Source organism: Actinokineospora baliensis (genome assembly GCF_016907695.1).
Taxonomy (GTDB): Bacteria; Actinomycetota; Actinomycetes; order Mycobacteriales; family Pseudonocardiaceae; genus Actinokineospora; species Actinokineospora baliensis.
Map to the genome: position 1 here is coordinate 1,062,320 of NZ_JAFBCK010000001.1, position 15,740 is coordinate 1,078,059.

Here is a 15,740-nt window from a genome sequence, read left to right on the forward strand (position 1 = left end):
GTACTCCCGGTGCTGGACCCCTACCCCGCCCAACCCCCTCACCTGCCCCGTGCGGCCGTCCCGGATTGCGGGACGGCCGCTCGGCGCGGCTCAGAACGCCCGCGCGTACTGGGCTGGCGGGATGACCTCGGCACCGAGTGCGGCTGCCGCGCGCAACGGCCAGTTCGGGTCGCGCAGCAGCTCACGCGCCAGGAGCACCAGGTCGGCAGCCTCGTCCGCGAGGACCTGCTCGGCCTGGTGCGGGTCGGTGATCATGCCGACCGCTGCGGTGGGCACCTCCGCCTTGCGCCGCACCGCGTCGGCGAACCGCACCTGGTAGCCGGGCCCGGTCTCGACCTTCGCGCCGGCGACGTTGCCGCCGCTGGACACGTCGACCAGGTCGGCACCCGCGCGCGCCAGGTCGCGGGCGATCTCCACGGTGTCGTCCACGGTCAGTCCGCCGTCGGTCCAGTCGGTGGCCGAGACGCGCACGAACACCGGTACGTCGTCGCCGACTGCCTGGCGGACCGCCCGGACCACGGCCAGCGGGAAGCGAGCGCGCCCCGCGGCGTCCCCGCCGTAGTCGTCGGTGCGGGTGTTGCTCAGCGGCGACAGGAACTGGTGCAGCAGGTAGCCGTGCGCGGCGTGCACCTCGACGACCTCGAACCCGGCCGCGACGGCGTTGCGCGCCGCCTGGGCGTAGGTCTCGACGAGCCGTTCGAGGGCCGCTGGGGCAAGCGCTTGCGGCACCGGGTAGCCCGCGCTGAACGGCTGGTCGGTCGGGCCGACGGTCTGCCAGCCGCCTTCGACGACCTCGCCCTCCCCCTCGTCCCACGGCCGGTAGACCGAGGCCTTGCGCCCGGCGTGCCCGAGTTGCACCCCGGGCACCGCACCCTGGGCCTTGATGAACCCGGCGATCGGCCGCCAGGCGTCGACGTGCGCGGTCGACCAGATGCCGGTGTCCTGCGGGGTGATCCGCCCGACCGGCTCGACCGCGGTGGACTCGGCGAGCACGAGGCCCGCGCCGCCGACCGCGCGGGCGCCGAGGTGGACCAGGTGCCAGGCGTCCGGCAGGCCGTCGGTGGCGCTGTACTGGCACATCGGGCTGACCACGATCCGGTTGCGCAGGGTGACCGATCTGATCGTCAGTGGGGTGAACAGCAGGCTCACGGGATTCCTCCGGCATTAAGTTCGCATTCTCACGAACCATCTGCCCCGACCCTAATCCGCTCCGCGCGCCGCTTGCGGGCCGAGGCGACCACCGGCCAGAGCAGCACCGCGGCCACGATCGCGTAGACCACGATCGAGAACGACGTGTTCACCAGCCCGGTCAGCGACCCGTCCGACAGCTGCAGCGCCCGCCGCATCTGCTGCTCGGCGGCGGGCCCGAGGATCACCCCGAGCACGGCGGGCAGCACCGGCAGCCCGTAGCGGCGCATGGCGAGCCCGATCAGCCCGATCACGAACAGGACCAGCAGGTCGGCGACCTGCCCGCTGACCGCGTAGGCCCCGACGGCGGCGAAGAACAGGATGCCCGCGTACAGGTACGGCCGGGGGATCTTCAGCAGCTTCGCCCACACCGGCGCCAGCGGCAGGTTCAGCACCAGCAGCAGCACGGTGCCGACGAACAGGCTGGCGATCAGCCCCCACACCAGGGTTGGTTCCCGCTCGAACAGCAGCGGCCCCGGCTGGATCCCGTACTGCTGGAACGCGGCGAGCATGACCGCGGCGACGGCGGTGGTCGGCAGCCCGAGGGTCAGCATCGACACCAGGGTGCCCGCCGCGGACGCGCTGGCCGTGGCCTCCGGACCGGCGACGCCCTCGATCGCGCCGTGGCCGAACTCGGCCTTGTTCCGGGACAGCCGCTTCTCCACCGCGTAGGACAGGAAGGTCGGGATCTCGGCACCGCCCGCGGGCAGCGCCCCGAACGGGAACCCGATCAGCGGTCCGCGCAGCCACGGCTTCCACGCGCGGCGCAGGTCGTCGCGGCCGAGCCAGGCCCGGCCGACCGGGATCGGCTGGGCCGGGCGGCGGCGCAGGTGCAGCGCGACCCACAGCGACTCACCGACGGCGAACAGGCCCACGGCGACGATGACGACGTCGATGCCGTCGGCCAGTTGCAGGGAGCCGAAGGTGAGCCGCTGCTGCCCGGTCATCTCGTCGAGCCCGACGAGGCCGATGACCAGGCCGATCAGCAGGGCCGCGAAGCCGCGCACCCGGGACTTGCCCAGCACCGAGGTGACCGCGATGAAGGCGAGCACCATGATCGCGAAGTAGTCCGGCGCGCCGATGTCGACGGCCAGCGCGGCGACGGTCGGGGCGAGCAGCACCAGCAGGGTGGTGCCGATCAGCCCGCCAGCGAAGTGCCCGATCGCGGCGGCGGCGAGGGCTTGGGAACCGCGTCCCTTGCGGGCCATGGGGTTGCCCTCGATCGCCGCGACCACCGCCGCGCTCTCACCGGGGGTGTTGAGCAGGATCGAGGTGGTGGAGCCGCCGAACATGCCGCCGTAGTAGATGCCCGCGAACATGATGAACGCGCCGGTCGGCTCGAGGCCGTAGGTGACGGGTAACAGCAGCGCGACGGCCATCGCCGGGCCGATCCCCGGCAGGACACCGATGAAGGTGCCCAGCAGCACCCCGATGGCGGCGAGCAGCAGGTGGTTGGGGGTCAGCGCGGTGCCGAACCCGGACATGAGCTGGGTGAACGAGTCCATCTAGAGCACCCCGATCAGCGGACCGCCGGGGAGCGGCACCCCGAGCAGGTTGTTGAACACGACGTAGGTGACCAGCGACATCCCCGCGGCGATCAGCGGGTCGCGCACCAGGTCGCGGCTGCCGAGCGCGTAGGCGGCACCCCAGAACAGGACCGTGCCCGAGATCGGGAACCCGAGGAACCCGATCAGCGCCGCGTTGGCCAGGAAGGCCCCGGACAGCAGCAGGACCGTCTTCCAGTCACCCGGTTCGGACAGGTCGATGTCCTCGCCCGCTTCGGCTTCGCCCTTGCCGCCGCGCAGCACGTCGCGGGCCAGCAGCGCGGCGACCAGCAGCAGGAGGCCGCCGACCAGCACCGGGACGGCCTTCGGGCCGACCGGACCGCGCTGGGCGAAGTCGGTCGGGATCCTCAGCGCGTCGGTGAGGACCAGGACGCCGAGCGCGGCGAGCACCACGCACACGCCCAACTCGGAGTGTTCGCGCAGCCAGCGGCGGTCGAAGCGCCGCTCGGTCAGCGTGCTCATGCCAGCCCCAACTCCTTCAGCACATCGGCGACCCTGGCGTTCTCGGCGGCGAGGAAGCGGCCGAAGTCGGGGCCGGTCTGGAACGCGTCGGTCCAGCTGTTGCGCTCGAGCGCGCCCTGCCACGCGCCGGAGGCGTGCAGGTCGGTGAGCAGCTTGACCAGTCGGTCGCGGGCGGTGTCGGTGATGCCCGGCGGGGCGACGATCCCGCGCCAGTTGGTGAAGTCGACGTCCACACCGGACTCCTGCAGCGTCGGCGCGTCGACACCGGGGATGCGCTTGCCGCTGGTGACCGCGAGGACGCGCAGCTCACCGGCCTGGATCTGGTCGCGGTACTCGCCGATACCGGAGACGCCGAAGGCGACCTTGCCGCCGAGCACCGAGGCGAGCAGTTCACCGCCGCCGTCGAAGGGGACGTAGTTGACGTCCTTGGGCGCGAGCCCGACGGCCTTGGCCATGAGCATCGGCGCGAGGTGGTCGGGTCCGCCCGGGGACGAGCCGCCGCCGACCGGGACCGCACCGGGGTCGGCCTTCCACGCGGCGATCAACCCGGCCAGGTCGGTGTAGGGGGAGTCCTTGGCGACCACGACGATGTCCGGCTCTTCGATGAGCTTGGCGATCGGCGTGGTGTCGGCCAGCGACGACGGCGACTTGTTGGTGTAGACGCTGCCGACGACACCCAGGCCCATCGACATGATGAGCATGTCGTTGCCCCGCTCGTTGACCAGCCGCCCGAGCCCGACCGTGCCGCCTGCGCCGGGCAGGTTGAACACCTCGACGCCGCTGGACAGACCGCTGTCCTCGATCGCCTTGACCGCGGTGCGGGCCGTGATGTCGTAACCGCCGCCCGGGGAGTTGGGCACCAGGACGCGCAGACCGCGCAGACCGGCGCTGTCGGAGTCGCCCGAGCTCAGCAGCGGCGGCACCAGCAAGACCGCCGCGAGGGCGACGAGCGCGGCCAGCAACGGGGGTACGCGCACTGTGACCTGCCTCTCAGTCGTTGTGGACAGCAATGTTGCCCCCGGATTACCGGCGTTGTCGCGTTGCGGCCACAGGGTTCGTTGTGGTCTTTGTGTTCACGGGCCGAGCGGGGGTTGTCGGGGCACACTGGTGCGATGGCTGGACGGGGCTCGCTGGCGCGCCAACTGCTCGGCTGGCAGGTGGTGGTCGTGGTGACCCTGCTCGCCGCCGTCGCGGTGTTCTCGGCGGTCCAGTCCCGGTCGGCGTTCCAGGCCACCGAGGGGCGGCGGATGCTCTCGGTCGCCGAGGACGTGGCCGCCACGGCGGGGGTGCGGGCCGCCCTGGCAGACCCGCTGCGCTACCACCAGCTGCCGCCGTTCGCCGAGAGCGCGCGCAGCCTCTCCGGCGCCGACGGGGTGCTCGTCGCGCTGCCGGACCTGCGGGTGCTGACCTCGCCGGACCCGTCCCAGGTCGGCGCGGCGCTGCCGATCGGCACCAGCACTGTCCGATCAGGACGGTCGTGGGTCGGCGAGGTGGACGGCGACCTGGTCGCGCACGTCCCGGTGATCGGCGACGACGGCCGGGTGATCGGGATCGTCGCCGCGAGCGAGGACCTGCCGTCGTTCGTGGCCGGGGTGGTGCACTCCCCCGGCGAGGCGCTGCTGGTCCTCGGCGTCGCCACGGTGCTCGGCGTCGGCGGCTCGTTGCTGGTGGCGCGCCGGGTGAAGCGGCAGACGCTGGGGCTGGAGCCGACGGAGATCGCCGGTCTCGTCGAGCACCGGGAGGCGATGCTGCACGGGATCAAGGAGGGCGTGGTCGGCCTGGACCCGCACGGCAGGCTCACCCTGGTCAACGACCACGCCAAGACCCTGCTGTCGCTGCCGGACGACGCCGTCGGCCACCCGCTGACCGACTTCGAGTTCAACGACCGCGCCCTCGACGTGCTCACCGGCCGCACCGGGGGCGCCGACCAGATCGTCCTGCGCCGCGGCCGCGTCCTGATCATGAACCGGATGCCGATCGGCCCGCGCGGCGGCGCGACCGGCTCCGTGGTCACCTTGCGCGACCGCACCGAGATCGTGGCGCTGCGGCACGAACTGGACGCCAACCGGGCCACCACGGACACCCTGCGCGCCCAGGCGCACGAGTTCTCCAACCGGCTGCACACCATCGCCGGGCTGATCGAACTCGGCGAGTACGACGAGGTCCGGCGCTACGTCGACCTGGTCAGCCACACGCGCTCGGCGTGGCAGTCGGAGGTCAGCGCGCACGTTGCGGACCCGGCGGTGGCCGCGCTGCTGGTGGCGAAGGCGAGCCTGGCCGCCGAGCAGGCGGTGGGGCTGCGGCTGGCGCCGTCGAGCCGGGTGGGCCGGGTGGACGAGCGGCTGTCGGCTGATCTGGTGACGGTGGTGGGGAACCTGGTGGACAACGCGCTGGACGCGGTGCGCGGCGGTGGCGGGTGGATCGAGGTGTCACTGTCGCATGAGGACGGTGTGGTGCGGGTGGTGGTGCGCGACTCCGGGCCGGGGGTGGCCCCGGACATCGCCTCCGAGGTGTTCCGGCACGGGTTCACCACCAAGGCGGCGGAGGAGGGCGGGCAGCGCGGTCTCGGTCTCGCCCTGATCCGCCAGGCCTGCCTGCGCCGCGGCGGTTCGGTTGATGTCGACGGCGCGGTGTTCACCGCTCGACTGCCGGAGGTGCCCGGATGATCAGCGTTCTCGTGGTGGACGACGACTTCATGGTCGCGAAGGTCCACAGTGGATACATCGAGCGCACCCCCGGCTTCACCGTCGCGGGCGTGGCCCACACCGGCGCCCAGGCCCTGGCGCTGGCCGCCCGCCTACAGCCAGACCTGGTCCTGCTCGACATCTACCTGCCCGACACCGGCGGCCTCGAAGTGCTCCGAGAACTCCGCAACGGCCCGACCGACCCCGACGTGATCGTGATCAGCGCGGCGACCGACATAGACACCCTCCGCACCGCCCAACGCGGCGGCGCCCTGCACTACCTGATCAAACCGTTCGCCTACGCGGCGCTGCACGACCAATTGCGCCACTTCGCCGCACTGCACACCCGCCTCAACGAACTGACCACCGCCACCCAGGCCGCCGCCGACGAGGTGTTCGGCGCGCGCCCCCGCTCCGCCCTCCCCAAGGGCCTGACCCCCCAGACCGCCACCCTCGTGACCACCGTCCTCAACTCCACCACCCCCGACATCTCCGCCGCGGAATGCGCCGCCGCCACCCACCTGTCCCGGGTCAGCGCCCGCCGCTACCTGGAGCACTTCGTGGCCACCGGCCAAGCCCAGGTCCACCTCCGCTACGGCACCACCGGCCGCCCCGAACGCCGCTACCGCCCCAGCTAGCGCGACCGGTTGACCTGGGGTCAGTCGTCGTGGGGGCGCTGGCGGGCCTGCTTGGTCTGACCTCGGCGCTTCTTGTCGGTCAGCCTGCGTTCGCGGGAGCCGCGGGAGGGTTTGGTGTCGCGTCGGGAGGGCGGCGGCGGGGCGGCGGCTTGGCGCAGGAGGGCGGCGAGGCGGTCGCGGGCGGCGGCGCGGTTGGCGAGCTGGGCGCGGTACTCGCTGGCCGCGACGGTGATGACGCCGTCGACGAGGCGGTTGGCGAGGCGGGCGAGCATCCTGGCGCGCAAGTGGTCCGGAATGGACGGTGACCGGAGCACGTCGAACGAGAGCTCGACCCGGCTGTCGGCGGTGTTGACGCCCTGGCCGCCGGGGCCGGATGAGCGGGAGAAGCGCTCATGCAGTTCGGCCGCCGGTACGACCAGCGTCGGGGACACCACCAATTCCTCAGGCACGCCCAACAGGATGCCCGAGGGGGCAAGCGGGTTTCCTCACGGGAACAGGCCCGCACCGGTCTCCAGCAGGGTCTTCAGGTCGCTGAGCACCTCCGGCCAGCCGCCGCCCGCGTCCGCCATCTCGCCCGCGACCTGCTTGCCGGTCAGCGGCGCGTCCTCGACGTCGTGGGTGAGGGTGAGGATGGACACGCCGTTCTCGCTGTCGGTGATCTCGTAGGTCAGCCGGGTGGCGGGCTCGTCGAGCCAGGTCGCGCGCCAGGTCTGCACCAGCCGCCTGGGCGGGTCGAGTTCGATGACCTCGCCCTCGACCACCGGCGTTTCCGGGTCGGCGCCGACCATGTACTCGCCGGGGAAGTACTTGAACGCGCCGCCGGGGCGCAGGTCGTAGTCGGCGATGTGCCGGTAGCCGTAGCGGCGGGTCCACTGCGGGTCGACGATCGCGGTCCAGATGGTCTCCGGGGTCGCCTTGATGTAGACGCGGTGGACCTGGACGGTGCGGGTCGTTGTGCTCACGGGGTTCTCCAAGGTGTGTTTCAAGTGGACGAGGGCGGCCAGGCCGGACTCGGTGTACTTGTCGATCCAGCGGTCGTGGATCAGCCGGATCGGCACCGCGTTGAGGAAGTGCAGCTTCTCCCGGCCGGACCGCTGCGTGGTGATCAACCCGGCGTCCTCGAGCAGGCGCAGGTGCTTCATCACGCCGAACCGCGTCATGTCCACATCGGACTCAAGGTCGGACAGGGTGCGGCCGTCGCTGACGAAGAGCCGGTCGAGCAGCTGCCGCCTGGTGCGGTCGGCCAGCGCCTTGAACACGGGGTCGTCGTCTTCGGTCACCACACCAAGATAGGTGACCAAAAGGTCACATGTCAATGCCGCGCGACCCCACGGGTGTGCCGGGGTCGATCAGGGGGTGAGTCCGGGCAGGGTGGCGATCCGGGTGAGGGTCGAGTCCGGGATGACCTGGTCGAGCCGCCCGCCCAGATCGGCGGTCTCCATCACCTCGACGGTCCCGCCGTCGGGGCGGTCGGCGGTGACCAGCACGACCGCGGGTCCGTCCGGCGGGTAGTCCCTGTTGATCCGCACCTGCGCACCGTTGACGACCGAGCGCGAGCAGTTGGGCAGCGGCTTGCGGGTCTGGGCGTTGAGGCACTCGATCATGTGCTCTTGCGCGGTGGTGAAGTAGACCCTGATGACGAGTACCCGGGGCCCCTTCGGGGTGCCCAAGATGATGTTCGCTTCGCCGTCGTCGTTGAACTCGTACCACTGGCGACCGGCCCGCTGCGAGCGCAGCGACACCTCAGCAGGCCAGACCAGCCCCGCCTTGCGCAGCAGGTCTGCCTGCCGGGGGGCGAAGGTCGTCGGCAACTTCGTCGTGGTCGTCACCTGCGCGGACACCGGGGGCTTGATCGGCTGCGGCTCCGGTACCGATGTCGCCCCGGCCGACGACGGCGGCGCGGCCGGTATGACCTCCGGCTGGCCGATGCCCAGCGCACCGCCGGACAATGCGGCCGCCCCGAACACCGCCACCGCGACAGCCGCGGCGACCCCACCGCTCGCCGCCGCCCTGCGCCTACGCAACCGTCGCCGCCCCTCCGCGAAGACGGCCTCGCGGTCGACCCCCAGCGGCGGCTCGTCGCCGAACGCCTTGCCGAGCAGGTCGCGCACGTTGTCGGTCACAGTTGCCCCTCCACCAGGACCCGCCCACCGGCCAGCAGCTTGCGCAGCGAGGCCAACCCCTTGGCGGCCTGGCTCTTGATCGTCCCCTCGCTCTTGCCCAACGCCTGCGCGGTCTCCGAGACCGACAGGTCCTCCCAGTACCTGAGCACCACCACGGCGCGCTGACCAGCCGGGAGCTGCGCCAACGCCCGCCGAACGTCCACGGCGTCGTCCACCCCGCCCGCCTCGACGCCGACCTCGGGCAGGTGCTCGACCACGCTCTCCCGCCGCCGGAACGCCCGCCGCGACTCGTCGATCGCCGACCGCACCATGACCTTGCGCGAATACGCGTCGACCCCGCCCTCGCGGTTGAGCCGGGGCCACGCCACGTAGATCTTCGCGAGCGTCGTCTGCACCAGGTCCTCCGCGCGGTGCCAGTCACCACCACTGAGCAGGAAGGCGGTCCGGCGCATGACTGTGGCCCGGCTCTCGAGGAACTCCCCGAACTCCGCGTCCCGGTCGGGCACTGACACCTCCCTAGGTCACCAGGTAGTACGGGGCGGCACCGCCGCCGGTTGCCTCCGCCTCCCCAGTCCACTATCGACCACGCAAAACGCCCGCGGCAGATTTCTGCCGCGGGCGTGAGCAAACCGACGAGACTAGAAGCGCGGGTGGTCTCCGTGGAGTTCGGCGCGGGGGGCGGTGGGGTCTTCGGCGGGGCGGACCTCGCCGAGGATCCAGGAGGGGACGTGGCGGGCGGTGAGGATGGCCAGGGCCCGGTCCACGTCTTCGGGGGCCACGACCGCGACCATTCCGACGCCCATGTTGAAGGTGCGTTCCATCTCCTCGCGGGCGACGCGGCCGCGCTGGGCGATCAGGGAGAAGACCGGCTGCGGGGTCCAGGTGCCGCGGTCGAGCAGGGCGTGCAGGCCCTTCGGGATGACGCGGGCGAGGTTGGCGGCCAGGCCGCCGCCGGTGATGTGGGCGAAGGTGCGGACCTCGGTCTCGGCGGCGAGGGCCAGGCAGTCCTTGGCGTAGATGCGGGTCGGCTCGAGCATCTCCTCGCCGAGGGTGCGGCCGAACTCCTCGACGTGGCCCGACAGCGGGATGCGGCCGATCTGCAGCAGCACGTGCCGGGCCAGCGAGTAGCCGTTGGAGTGCAGGCCGGAGGAGGCCATGCCGATGAGCACGTCGCCGGGGCGGACGCGGTCGGGGCCCAGGATCTGGTCGGCCTCGACGATGCCGACACCGGTGGCCGACAGGTCGTAGGCGCCGTCGGACATCAGGCCGGGGTGCTCGGCGGTCTCGCCGCCGAGCAGGGCGCAGCCCGCTTGGACGCAGCCCTCGGAGATGCCCTTGACCAGCGCCGCGATCCGGTCGGGCAGCACCTTGCCGACCGCGATGTAGTCCTGCAGGAACAGCGGCTCCGCCCCGCACACGACCAGGTCGTCGACCACCATGGCCACCAGGTCGACACCCACCGTGTCGTGGATGTCCAGCGCCTGGGCGATGGCGATCTTGGTGCCGACGCCGTCGGTCGACGACGCCAGCACCGGTTCCTTCCAGCGGTCGAGCTTGAGCTTGAACAGCCCGGCGAACCCGCCGATGCCGCCGAGCACCTCGGGCCTGCTGGCTTTGTCCGCCCAGGGCTTGAGCTTCTCGACCGCCTCGTCACCTGCCTCGATGCTCACGCCCGCGGCGGCGTAGGTGGCGTTGGACTCGGGTGAGCTGGTCTCAGTCATGGCTCGAATCGGGTAGGAGGGGCAGGGGCGGTCACGGACGCCGGAGGGCGTCCTCGGCACCGTACCCGGCTGGCTGCAGCGGCGCGGCGGAGCCCGCCACGCCCTTCTCGATGCCTTCCAGCAGGTGCTTGCCGATCAGCGCGTCGTCGGGCAGTTCGATCGGGTACTCGCCGGTGAAGCAGGCCGCGCACAGCCGCGACTTGGGCTGCTCGCTGGCGGCGATCAGCGCGTCCAGCGAGACGTACCCCAGCGAGTCGGCGCCGATGGAGCGGCGGATGCCGTCGAGGTCGAGGCCGTTGGCGACCAGCTCGGCGCGGGAGGCGAAGTCGATGCCGTAGAAGCAGGGCCACTGCACCGGCGGCGATGCGATCCGCACGTGCACCTCCAGCGCACCGGCCTCCCGCAGCATCCTGACCAGGGCGCGCTGGGTGTTGCCGCGCACCACCGAGTCGTCGACCACGATCAGCCGCTTGCCCCGGATGACCTCGCGCAGCGGGTTGAGCTTGAGCCGGATGCCGAGCTGGCGGATGGTCTGCGACGGCTGGATGAAGGTGCGGCCGACGTAGGCGTTCTTCACCAGGGCCGTGCCGAACGGGATGCCGCTGCCCTGGGCGTAGCCGATGGCCGCTGGCGTGCCCGACTCCGGGACCGGGACCACCAGGTCGGCCTCGACGGGGTGCTCGTCGGCCAGGCGGCGGCCGATCTCCACCCGGGTCGCGTGCACCGACCGGCCGGAGATGGAGGTGTCCGGGCGGGCGAGGTAGACGTACTCGAACAGGCAGCCCTTGGGTTCCGGGCTGGCGAACCGGGACGAGCGCAGGCCGCCGGTGTCGATGGCGATCAGCTCGCCGGGCTCGACCTCGCGCACGAAGGACGCGCCGACGATGTCGAGCGCCGCGGTCTCGCTGGCCACGACCCAGCCGCGCTCGAGGCGGCCGAGGACCAGCGGGCGGACGCCGTGCGGGTCGCGGGCGGCGTAGAGGGTCGACTCGTCGGAGAAGACCAGGCAGTACGCGCCGCGGATGGTCGGCAGGACCTCCAGCGCGGCCTGCTCAAGGCCCTTGTCCGCGGCGCTGGCGGCGAGCAGGGCGGTCATGATGTCGGAGTCGGTGGTCGCGCCGTTGCGCGAGCTCACCCCGAGTTCGGCGGCCCGGTCGCGCAGCTCGGCGGTGTTGACCAGGTTGCCGTTGTGGCCCAGCGACAGGCCGCTGCCGGTGGCGGTGGTGCGGAAGGTGGGCTGGGCGTTCTCCCAGGTGGTCGACCCGGTGGTCGAGTACCGGCAGTGGCCGACAGCGACGTGCCCGCGCAGCGACGACAGCACCTGCTCGTCGAAGACCTGGCTCACCAGGCCGAGGTCCTTGAACACGACGATCTGGTGGCCGTCGGCGACCGAGATGCCCGCGGCTTCTTGCCCGCGGTGTTGCAGTGCGTACAGTCCGTAATAGGTGAGTTTCGCCACTTCTTCGCCGGGGGCCCAGACCCCGAACACCCCGCACTCTTCGCGGGGCTCTGGCTCGGGCTGGTCGGAAGAGGGGATAGGGCCAGTCGTGAACTGGTCGGCCACCAAGCGCTCCCTGTGGACGGAGTGAGGGCTGCACCCCAGTGTAAGCGCTGCTCCGCGCGCCCAAGACCACCGGAAGGTGGGGCACGTCACCCCTCCTGCCTTGCCATTACCGTGTTGGGGTGCCCGGTCGTCGCGCTCTGCTCATCCTGCTTGCCGCTGTCTTAGCGCTCGTCGTGATCGGGTCGTTGATCCCCGTTCCCAACCCCGTGCAGGTGCGGACTTGGGCCGAGGGGCTCGGCTGGGCGACCCCGGTGGTCTTCCTCGTCGGTTACGCGCTGCTCACGGTCGCGCCCATCCCCCGCACGGTGTTCAACCTCTCCGCGGGTCTGCTGCTGGGTGGCGCCGCCGGGCTCGCGGTGGCGATGGTGGCCACGGTGATCGCGTCGGGTCTGGCGTTCTGGCTGGCCAGGGGCTTGGGCAGGCGCTGGGTGGAACGGCACATGGAGCGCGGCGCGGTGCGCGCGGTCAACGCGCGGCTCGCCGGTGGCGGCCTCGGCGCGATCGTCTCGCTGCGGCTGGTGCCGATGATCCCGTTCGCGCCGATGAACTACTGCTGCGGTCTCGCCGCGGTCGAGGTCCGGCCGTTCCTGCTCGGCACCTTCCTCGGCAGCCTGCCCGGCACCGCCGCGGCGGTCTTCCTCGGCGACGCCCTCACCGGCACGACCCCGCCCGCGCTGCTGGTGGTCTACGGGGCGTTGGCCGTGGTCGGGGCCATCGGGTTCGTCGTGGTCATGCGCCGCACGCGCCAACCCGCTGGGGCCGAGAACGCGGCCGCCTAGAACCGCAGCAACGGCAGCAGGCCGGACAGGTCCGCGCGCGCACCCGAAGCGGCGACGCGACCCCCGGTGACGGCGTCGTCCCACCCCGTGCGGCCGGTGGCGAGTTCGAGCCAGGTCCGCGGATCCATCTCGACGACGTTGGGCGGTGTACCCCGGGTGTGCCGGGGACCCTCCACGCACTGCACGGCGGCGAACGGCGGCACCCGCACCTCGACGCTGTGCCCCGGTGCGTCCTGCTCCAGGGTGCGCAGGCTCAACCGCACGGCGGCGGCGAGGACGGGCCGCGCGGGCTGGTCGCCGCCGTCGAGCCACTCGAGGGTGGCCGCGACGGCGGTGCGCAGCTCAGCGGGGTCGATGGTCTTGCGGGGCATCCGGCGCGGCTAGTCCTCGACGTCGCGGACGACCTCGTCGAGGACTTCCTCGACCAGGTGCACCAGCTTGCGGTTGTCCGCGGGCGAGATCGTCGTCCACAGCGACCTGTCCGGCGCGGCCCTGCGGACCTGGACGTAGCGACCGGCTTCGGTGTCGAAGAACGACACGACCCGGTCCGCGCGCACGCGCCTGCCGAGCCGGTCGCGGGCGGCCGCACCGAAGTTCCCGGTGCCCTGGACGTCGCCGATCATCTCGGTCAGCGCCGTCGCGTCCGCGTCGCGCACCCCCCTGGCGAGCAGGGCGAGCTCGAAGCTCTTCTGCGTGCCGTCGGTGCTCTTGGCCGCGGCCTCGAAGTCCTCGGTGCGCAACGTGATCGACGTGCCGGGACCGGCCTGCCACGCGGGCAGCACGGCGACCGCCGCCGCGGCGAGGCCGACCGGCGAGGTGCGGCTGAGCGTGATCCGGTCGCCGCTGAGCACCGCGAGCGCGGCCTCGTCGCGACCCGTCGCACAGGCCAGCAGCCGGACCCCGGTGCCGACCCAGGTCCGGCCGTCGACCTCGCGGTCCGGGCGGGCCAGCAGCCGGAACAGGTGCTCGACCTCGGGGTGCACGTCGACCTTGCGGCCGAGGCCGCGCTGGTCGAGGTCGGCCCAGACGCGCTCCTCGATCTGGGCGCGCTCCTCGTGGGTCTTGCCGGGGGAGGGCACCTTGACCACCAGGGGCATGGTCCCCGGGGTCAGGTGCTCCCACAGCACGTCGAACTCCAGCGCGGACAGCGACAGGGGCGTGCTCGTCACCTCGGCCACGACACCGAACGTCGTCACTCGTCGGCGCCGAGGACGGCCTGCGAGACCGCGCGCTCGTCGCCGAAGACGTCGTCGGTCTCCACGAGGTAGCTCGCGGTCTCGAACTCCTCCTCGTCGTCCTCGCCGTTGGCGCGGTTCGCGCCGCCGGGGGCTCCGAGGCCGCCCTTGCCGACCGCGCCCGCGGCGGTTGAGCGGGTGCCCATCACGTTCTCGCCGCCGAACCCACCGGCACCGGCCATACCGCCGCGACCGAGCTGACCGCCCTGCCGCGCGCTCTCACCGGTCGCGCCGGGGCTGCCGATGCCGGAGCCGAGGCCGCCCTTGCCGTTGAGGCCGCCACCGGACCTCGTGCCCTCGGCGCCGTTGACGCCGCCGGTGAGGTTCAGGGTGCCGTTGAAGTTGCCGGTGCCGCCGTTCTGGGTGAACGGGCCGCCACCACCGGTGTTCGGGTTGCCGGTGAACTGGTTGTTGTTCAGCTTCAGGCCGTCGCCACCGGTCACCGGCGCCCAGCCGGACGGGGTGGTTGAACCATTCGGCCGCACGTACCCGGTCGGCGTGGTGGGCGTGGGGAAGGCGCCGGGACCGTGGTACGAACCGACGTTGCCGCCGCCGTTGGACGGCACGTAGTTGCCGCCGCCGATGTGGCCCACGTTGCTCGGGTGGTAGCCGGCGGTGCTGGTGCCGGAACCGCCGTTGGTGCCGGAGAAGTTCGACACGAAGTGGCCCGCCTCGTACCCGGTGCCACCGGAGGGCTCCGGGGTGGAGACGACCACGTCCGGCGGCGGCACGAACTCGCCGAGGGTGTTGGTGTTGAAGTTGCTGCTGGACTGGTAGTTGTCCATGGTGTCCACGGCCTTCTGGGACGCGGCGTCCTGGGCCGCTTCCTGGGCTTCGTGGTCCTGCGACTGGTTGACGACCGCGGCGGCGGGGCCGGGGTTGCCGGTCAGCAGCGCCGCGCCAGCGGCGAGCTTCGACCACCCGGACGGCGCCGGGGTGGTCACCTCGACCGGCTCGGGCATCTCCGCGCGCGCCTTGGCGACGATGTCGGCCTGGTACTCGGTGGAGGCGCGCATGCCGGAGGCGCCGGTCTGCGCGTCGGTGGCCCACGCCTGCAGCGGGGTCAGCCCGGCGTGCGCCTGGTCGGCCGCGCCGCCCTCCCAGCTGGCCTGCAGGGTGCCCAGCTTGGCGTTGAGGTCGGCGTCGATCTCGGCCAGCTCCGACTGCAGCGACTCCCAGTACTCGGTCTGCGGGGTCGACGCCGCCGGGCCGGGCCCGCCGTTGATCATCGTGTGCAGGGTGGGGTGGTCGTACCCGCGCCACCGGTGCATTGCCATGTTCGGATCACCCTCGGTAGGACAGCTGTGCGGTCAGGGGAGGCGGGTCACGCCTGGTGGGTCTTGCCCCACATGGCGGAGTTGGTGCCCTCGGTGCGCAGGTAGCCCTGCTCGGCCTGTTCGAGCGCGGTGATCGCGCGCTGCAGCTGCTCCTGGTAGCCGCGCAGGCACTTGCTGGCGGAGTCGTCGCCGCCGCCGTTGGTGCGCTGGGTGAACTCGGTCGCCGTCTCGCCGCTGACCGGGTCGTTGGCCCACTCGGGCACGCGCAGCGCGTCGAGGGCGGTGACCTTCTCCGACACCCTGGCGTGCGCCTCGCGGAACGCGGTGAGGGCGCCGGGGATGGCCGAAGGCTCGACCCGCAGGGTTTGGGTACCGGCGAACGCTGGTTCCACTGGTGCGGAACCACCACCGCCATCGGCTAGAAACACCGTACTGACCCCCTGGTCCTGTGCATTTGCGACGACTCTATCTCTGATGAGCGCTCGCGTGGAACGGTTCCCGCGT

The 15,740-nt window shown here is 72.1% G+C and carries 17 protein-coding genes; 3 read left to right on the plus strand and 14 right to left on the minus strand.

Features of this window, described 5'->3' with window-relative positions; all coding sequences use genetic code 11:
• Positions 1 to 90: 90 nt before the first annotated feature.
• Genes JOD54_RS04785 through JOD54_RS04800 form a run of 4 tightly spaced genes read right to left on the minus strand, consistent with a single transcriptional unit; the run spans position 91 to position 4,174 of the window.
• Positions 91 to 1,149 carry an NADH:flavin oxidoreductase/NADH oxidase gene (locus JOD54_RS04785; protein WP_204449365.1) on the minus strand — a complete coding sequence of 353 codons (1,059 nt, stop codon included), beginning with the start codon at positions 1,147 to 1,149 and terminating at the stop codon, positions 91 to 93.
• A 29-nt stretch (positions 1,150 to 1,178) separates the two neighbouring features.
• Positions 1,179 to 2,693 carry a tripartite tricarboxylate transporter permease gene (locus JOD54_RS04790; RefSeq protein WP_204449366.1) on the minus strand — a complete coding sequence of 505 codons (1,515 nt, stop codon included), beginning with the start codon at positions 2,691 to 2,693 and terminating at the stop codon, positions 1,179 to 1,181.
• Positions 2,694 to 3,215 carry a tripartite tricarboxylate transporter TctB family protein gene (locus tag JOD54_RS04795; protein ID WP_204449367.1) on the minus strand — a complete coding sequence of 174 codons (522 nt, stop codon included), beginning with the start codon at positions 3,213 to 3,215 and terminating at the stop codon, positions 2,694 to 2,696.
• Positions 3,212 to 4,174 (minus strand): Bug family tripartite tricarboxylate transporter substrate binding protein, encoded by a 963-nt coding sequence (locus JOD54_RS04800; protein WP_204456085.1) that lies wholly within the window; start codon positions 4,172 to 4,174, stop codon positions 3,212 to 3,214. The genes JOD54_RS04795 and JOD54_RS04800 overlap by 4 nt, the downstream gene beginning before the upstream one ends.
• Positions 4,175 to 4,327: 153 nt before the next feature.
• Between JOD54_RS04800 and JOD54_RS04805 the strand changes: the two genes are divergently transcribed.
• Both JOD54_RS04805 and JOD54_RS04810 read left to right on the plus strand, forming a co-directional pair.
• Positions 4,328 to 5,881, plus strand: coding sequence for a sensor histidine kinase (locus JOD54_RS04805; protein WP_204449368.1), 1,554 nt, complete (start codon positions 4,328 to 4,330; stop codon positions 5,879 to 5,881).
• Positions 5,878 to 6,537, plus strand: a complete 660-nt coding sequence (locus JOD54_RS04810; protein WP_204449369.1) for a response regulator — start codon at positions 5,878 to 5,880, stop codon at positions 6,535 to 6,537. Before JOD54_RS04805 ends, JOD54_RS04810 begins: the two co-directional genes overlap by 4 nt.
• A gap of 20 nt (positions 6,538 to 6,557) precedes the next feature.
• Here the strand turns inward: JOD54_RS04810 and arfB are convergent, their stop codons facing one another.
• From arfB to purF, 6 genes are all read right to left on the minus strand, one after another.
• The gene (gene arfB / locus JOD54_RS04815) at positions 6,558 to 6,986 is read right to left on the minus strand and encodes an alternative ribosome rescue aminoacyl-tRNA hydrolase ArfB (RefSeq protein WP_204449370.1); all 429 of its coding nucleotides are present in this window, start codon (positions 6,984 to 6,986) and stop codon (positions 6,558 to 6,560) included.
• A 36-nt stretch (positions 6,987 to 7,022) separates the two neighbouring features.
• Positions 7,023 to 7,817 carry an ArsR/SmtB family transcription factor gene (locus JOD54_RS04820; protein WP_204449371.1) on the minus strand — a complete coding sequence of 265 codons (795 nt, stop codon included), beginning with the start codon at positions 7,815 to 7,817 and terminating at the stop codon, positions 7,023 to 7,025.
• A gap of 69 nt (positions 7,818 to 7,886) precedes the next feature.
• A complete protein-coding gene (locus JOD54_RS04825) occupies positions 7,887 to 8,660 on the minus strand; it encodes a hypothetical protein (RefSeq protein WP_204449372.1) in 774 nt (257 codons plus the stop codon).
• Positions 8,657 to 9,166, minus strand: coding sequence for a SigE family RNA polymerase sigma factor (locus tag JOD54_RS04830; RefSeq protein WP_204449373.1), 510 nt, complete (start codon positions 9,164 to 9,166; stop codon positions 8,657 to 8,659). The genes JOD54_RS04825 and JOD54_RS04830 overlap by 4 nt, the downstream gene beginning before the upstream one ends.
• 132 nt (positions 9,167 to 9,298) lie before the next feature.
• On the minus strand, positions 9,299 to 10,381 hold the full coding sequence (gene purM / locus JOD54_RS04835; protein WP_204449374.1) for a phosphoribosylformylglycinamidine cyclo-ligase: 1,083 nt from the start codon (positions 10,379 to 10,381) through the stop codon (positions 9,299 to 9,301).
• A gap of 31 nt (positions 10,382 to 10,412) precedes the next feature.
• Positions 10,413 to 11,945 (minus strand): amidophosphoribosyltransferase, encoded by a 1,533-nt coding sequence (gene purF / locus JOD54_RS04840; RefSeq protein WP_204449375.1) that lies wholly within the window; start codon positions 11,943 to 11,945, stop codon positions 10,413 to 10,415.
• Between the two features lie 119 nt (positions 11,946 to 12,064).
• Here purF and JOD54_RS04845 point away from each other — a divergent pair, with 119 nt between their 5' ends.
• Entirely contained in the window at positions 12,065 to 12,724 is a 660-nt protein-coding gene (locus JOD54_RS04845) for a TVP38/TMEM64 family protein (RefSeq protein ID WP_204449376.1), read from the plus strand.
• Here the strand turns inward: JOD54_RS04845 and JOD54_RS04850 are convergent.
• Genes JOD54_RS04850 through JOD54_RS04865 form a run of 4 tightly spaced genes read right to left on the minus strand, consistent with a single transcriptional unit; the run spans position 12,721 to position 15,628 of the window.
• Positions 12,721 to 13,095: a sterol carrier family protein gene (locus JOD54_RS04850; protein WP_204449377.1), complete on the minus strand. Its 375-nt coding sequence runs from the start codon at positions 13,093 to 13,095 to the stop codon at positions 12,721 to 12,723. The two genes, JOD54_RS04845 and JOD54_RS04850, sit on opposite strands and share 4 nt — an antisense overlap.
• 9 nt (positions 13,096 to 13,104) lie before the next feature.
• Entirely contained in the window at positions 13,105 to 13,893 is a 789-nt protein-coding gene (locus JOD54_RS04855; RefSeq protein ID WP_307859839.1) for an ESX secretion-associated protein EspG, read from the minus strand.
• A 23-nt stretch (positions 13,894 to 13,916) separates the two neighbouring features.
• A complete protein-coding gene (locus tag JOD54_RS04860) occupies positions 13,917 to 15,236 on the minus strand; it encodes a PPE domain-containing protein (RefSeq protein ID WP_204449379.1) in 1,320 nt (439 codons plus the stop codon).
• A 47-nt stretch (positions 15,237 to 15,283) separates the two neighbouring features.
• On the minus strand, positions 15,284 to 15,628 hold the full coding sequence (locus tag JOD54_RS04865; RefSeq protein ID WP_204449380.1) for a hypothetical protein: 345 nt from the start codon (positions 15,626 to 15,628) through the stop codon (positions 15,284 to 15,286).
• Between the last annotated feature and the right edge of the window lie 112 nt (positions 15,629 to 15,740).

What these genes read in the sequence shown, in the direction of transcription:
- purM (WP_204449374.1), bottom strand. Translation starts at nt 10,381, where the DNA reads ATGACTGAGACCAGCTCACCCGAGTCCAACGCCACCTACGCCGCCGCG.
- JOD54_RS04860 (WP_204449379.1), bottom strand. Translation starts at nt 15,236, where the DNA reads ATGGCAATGCACCGGTGGCGCGGGTACGACCACCCCACCCTGCACACG.
- JOD54_RS04795 (WP_204449367.1), bottom strand. Translation starts at nt 3,215, where the DNA reads ATGAGCACGCTGACCGAGCGGCGCTTCGACCGCCGCTGGCTGCGCGAA.
- JOD54_RS04810 (WP_204449369.1), top strand. Translation starts at nt 5,878, where the DNA reads ATGATCAGCGTTCTCGTGGTGGACGACGACTTCATGGTCGCGAAGGTC.
- JOD54_RS04805 (WP_204449368.1), top strand. Translation starts at nt 4,328, where the DNA reads ATGGCTGGACGGGGCTCGCTGGCGCGCCAACTGCTCGGCTGGCAGGTG.
- JOD54_RS04790 (WP_204449366.1), bottom strand. Translation starts at nt 2,693, where the DNA reads ATGGACTCGTTCACCCAGCTCATGTCCGGGTTCGGCACCGCGCTGACC.
- JOD54_RS04850 (WP_204449377.1), bottom strand. Translation starts at nt 13,095, where the DNA reads ATGCCCCGCAAGACCATCGACCCCGCTGAGCTGCGCACCGCCGTCGCG.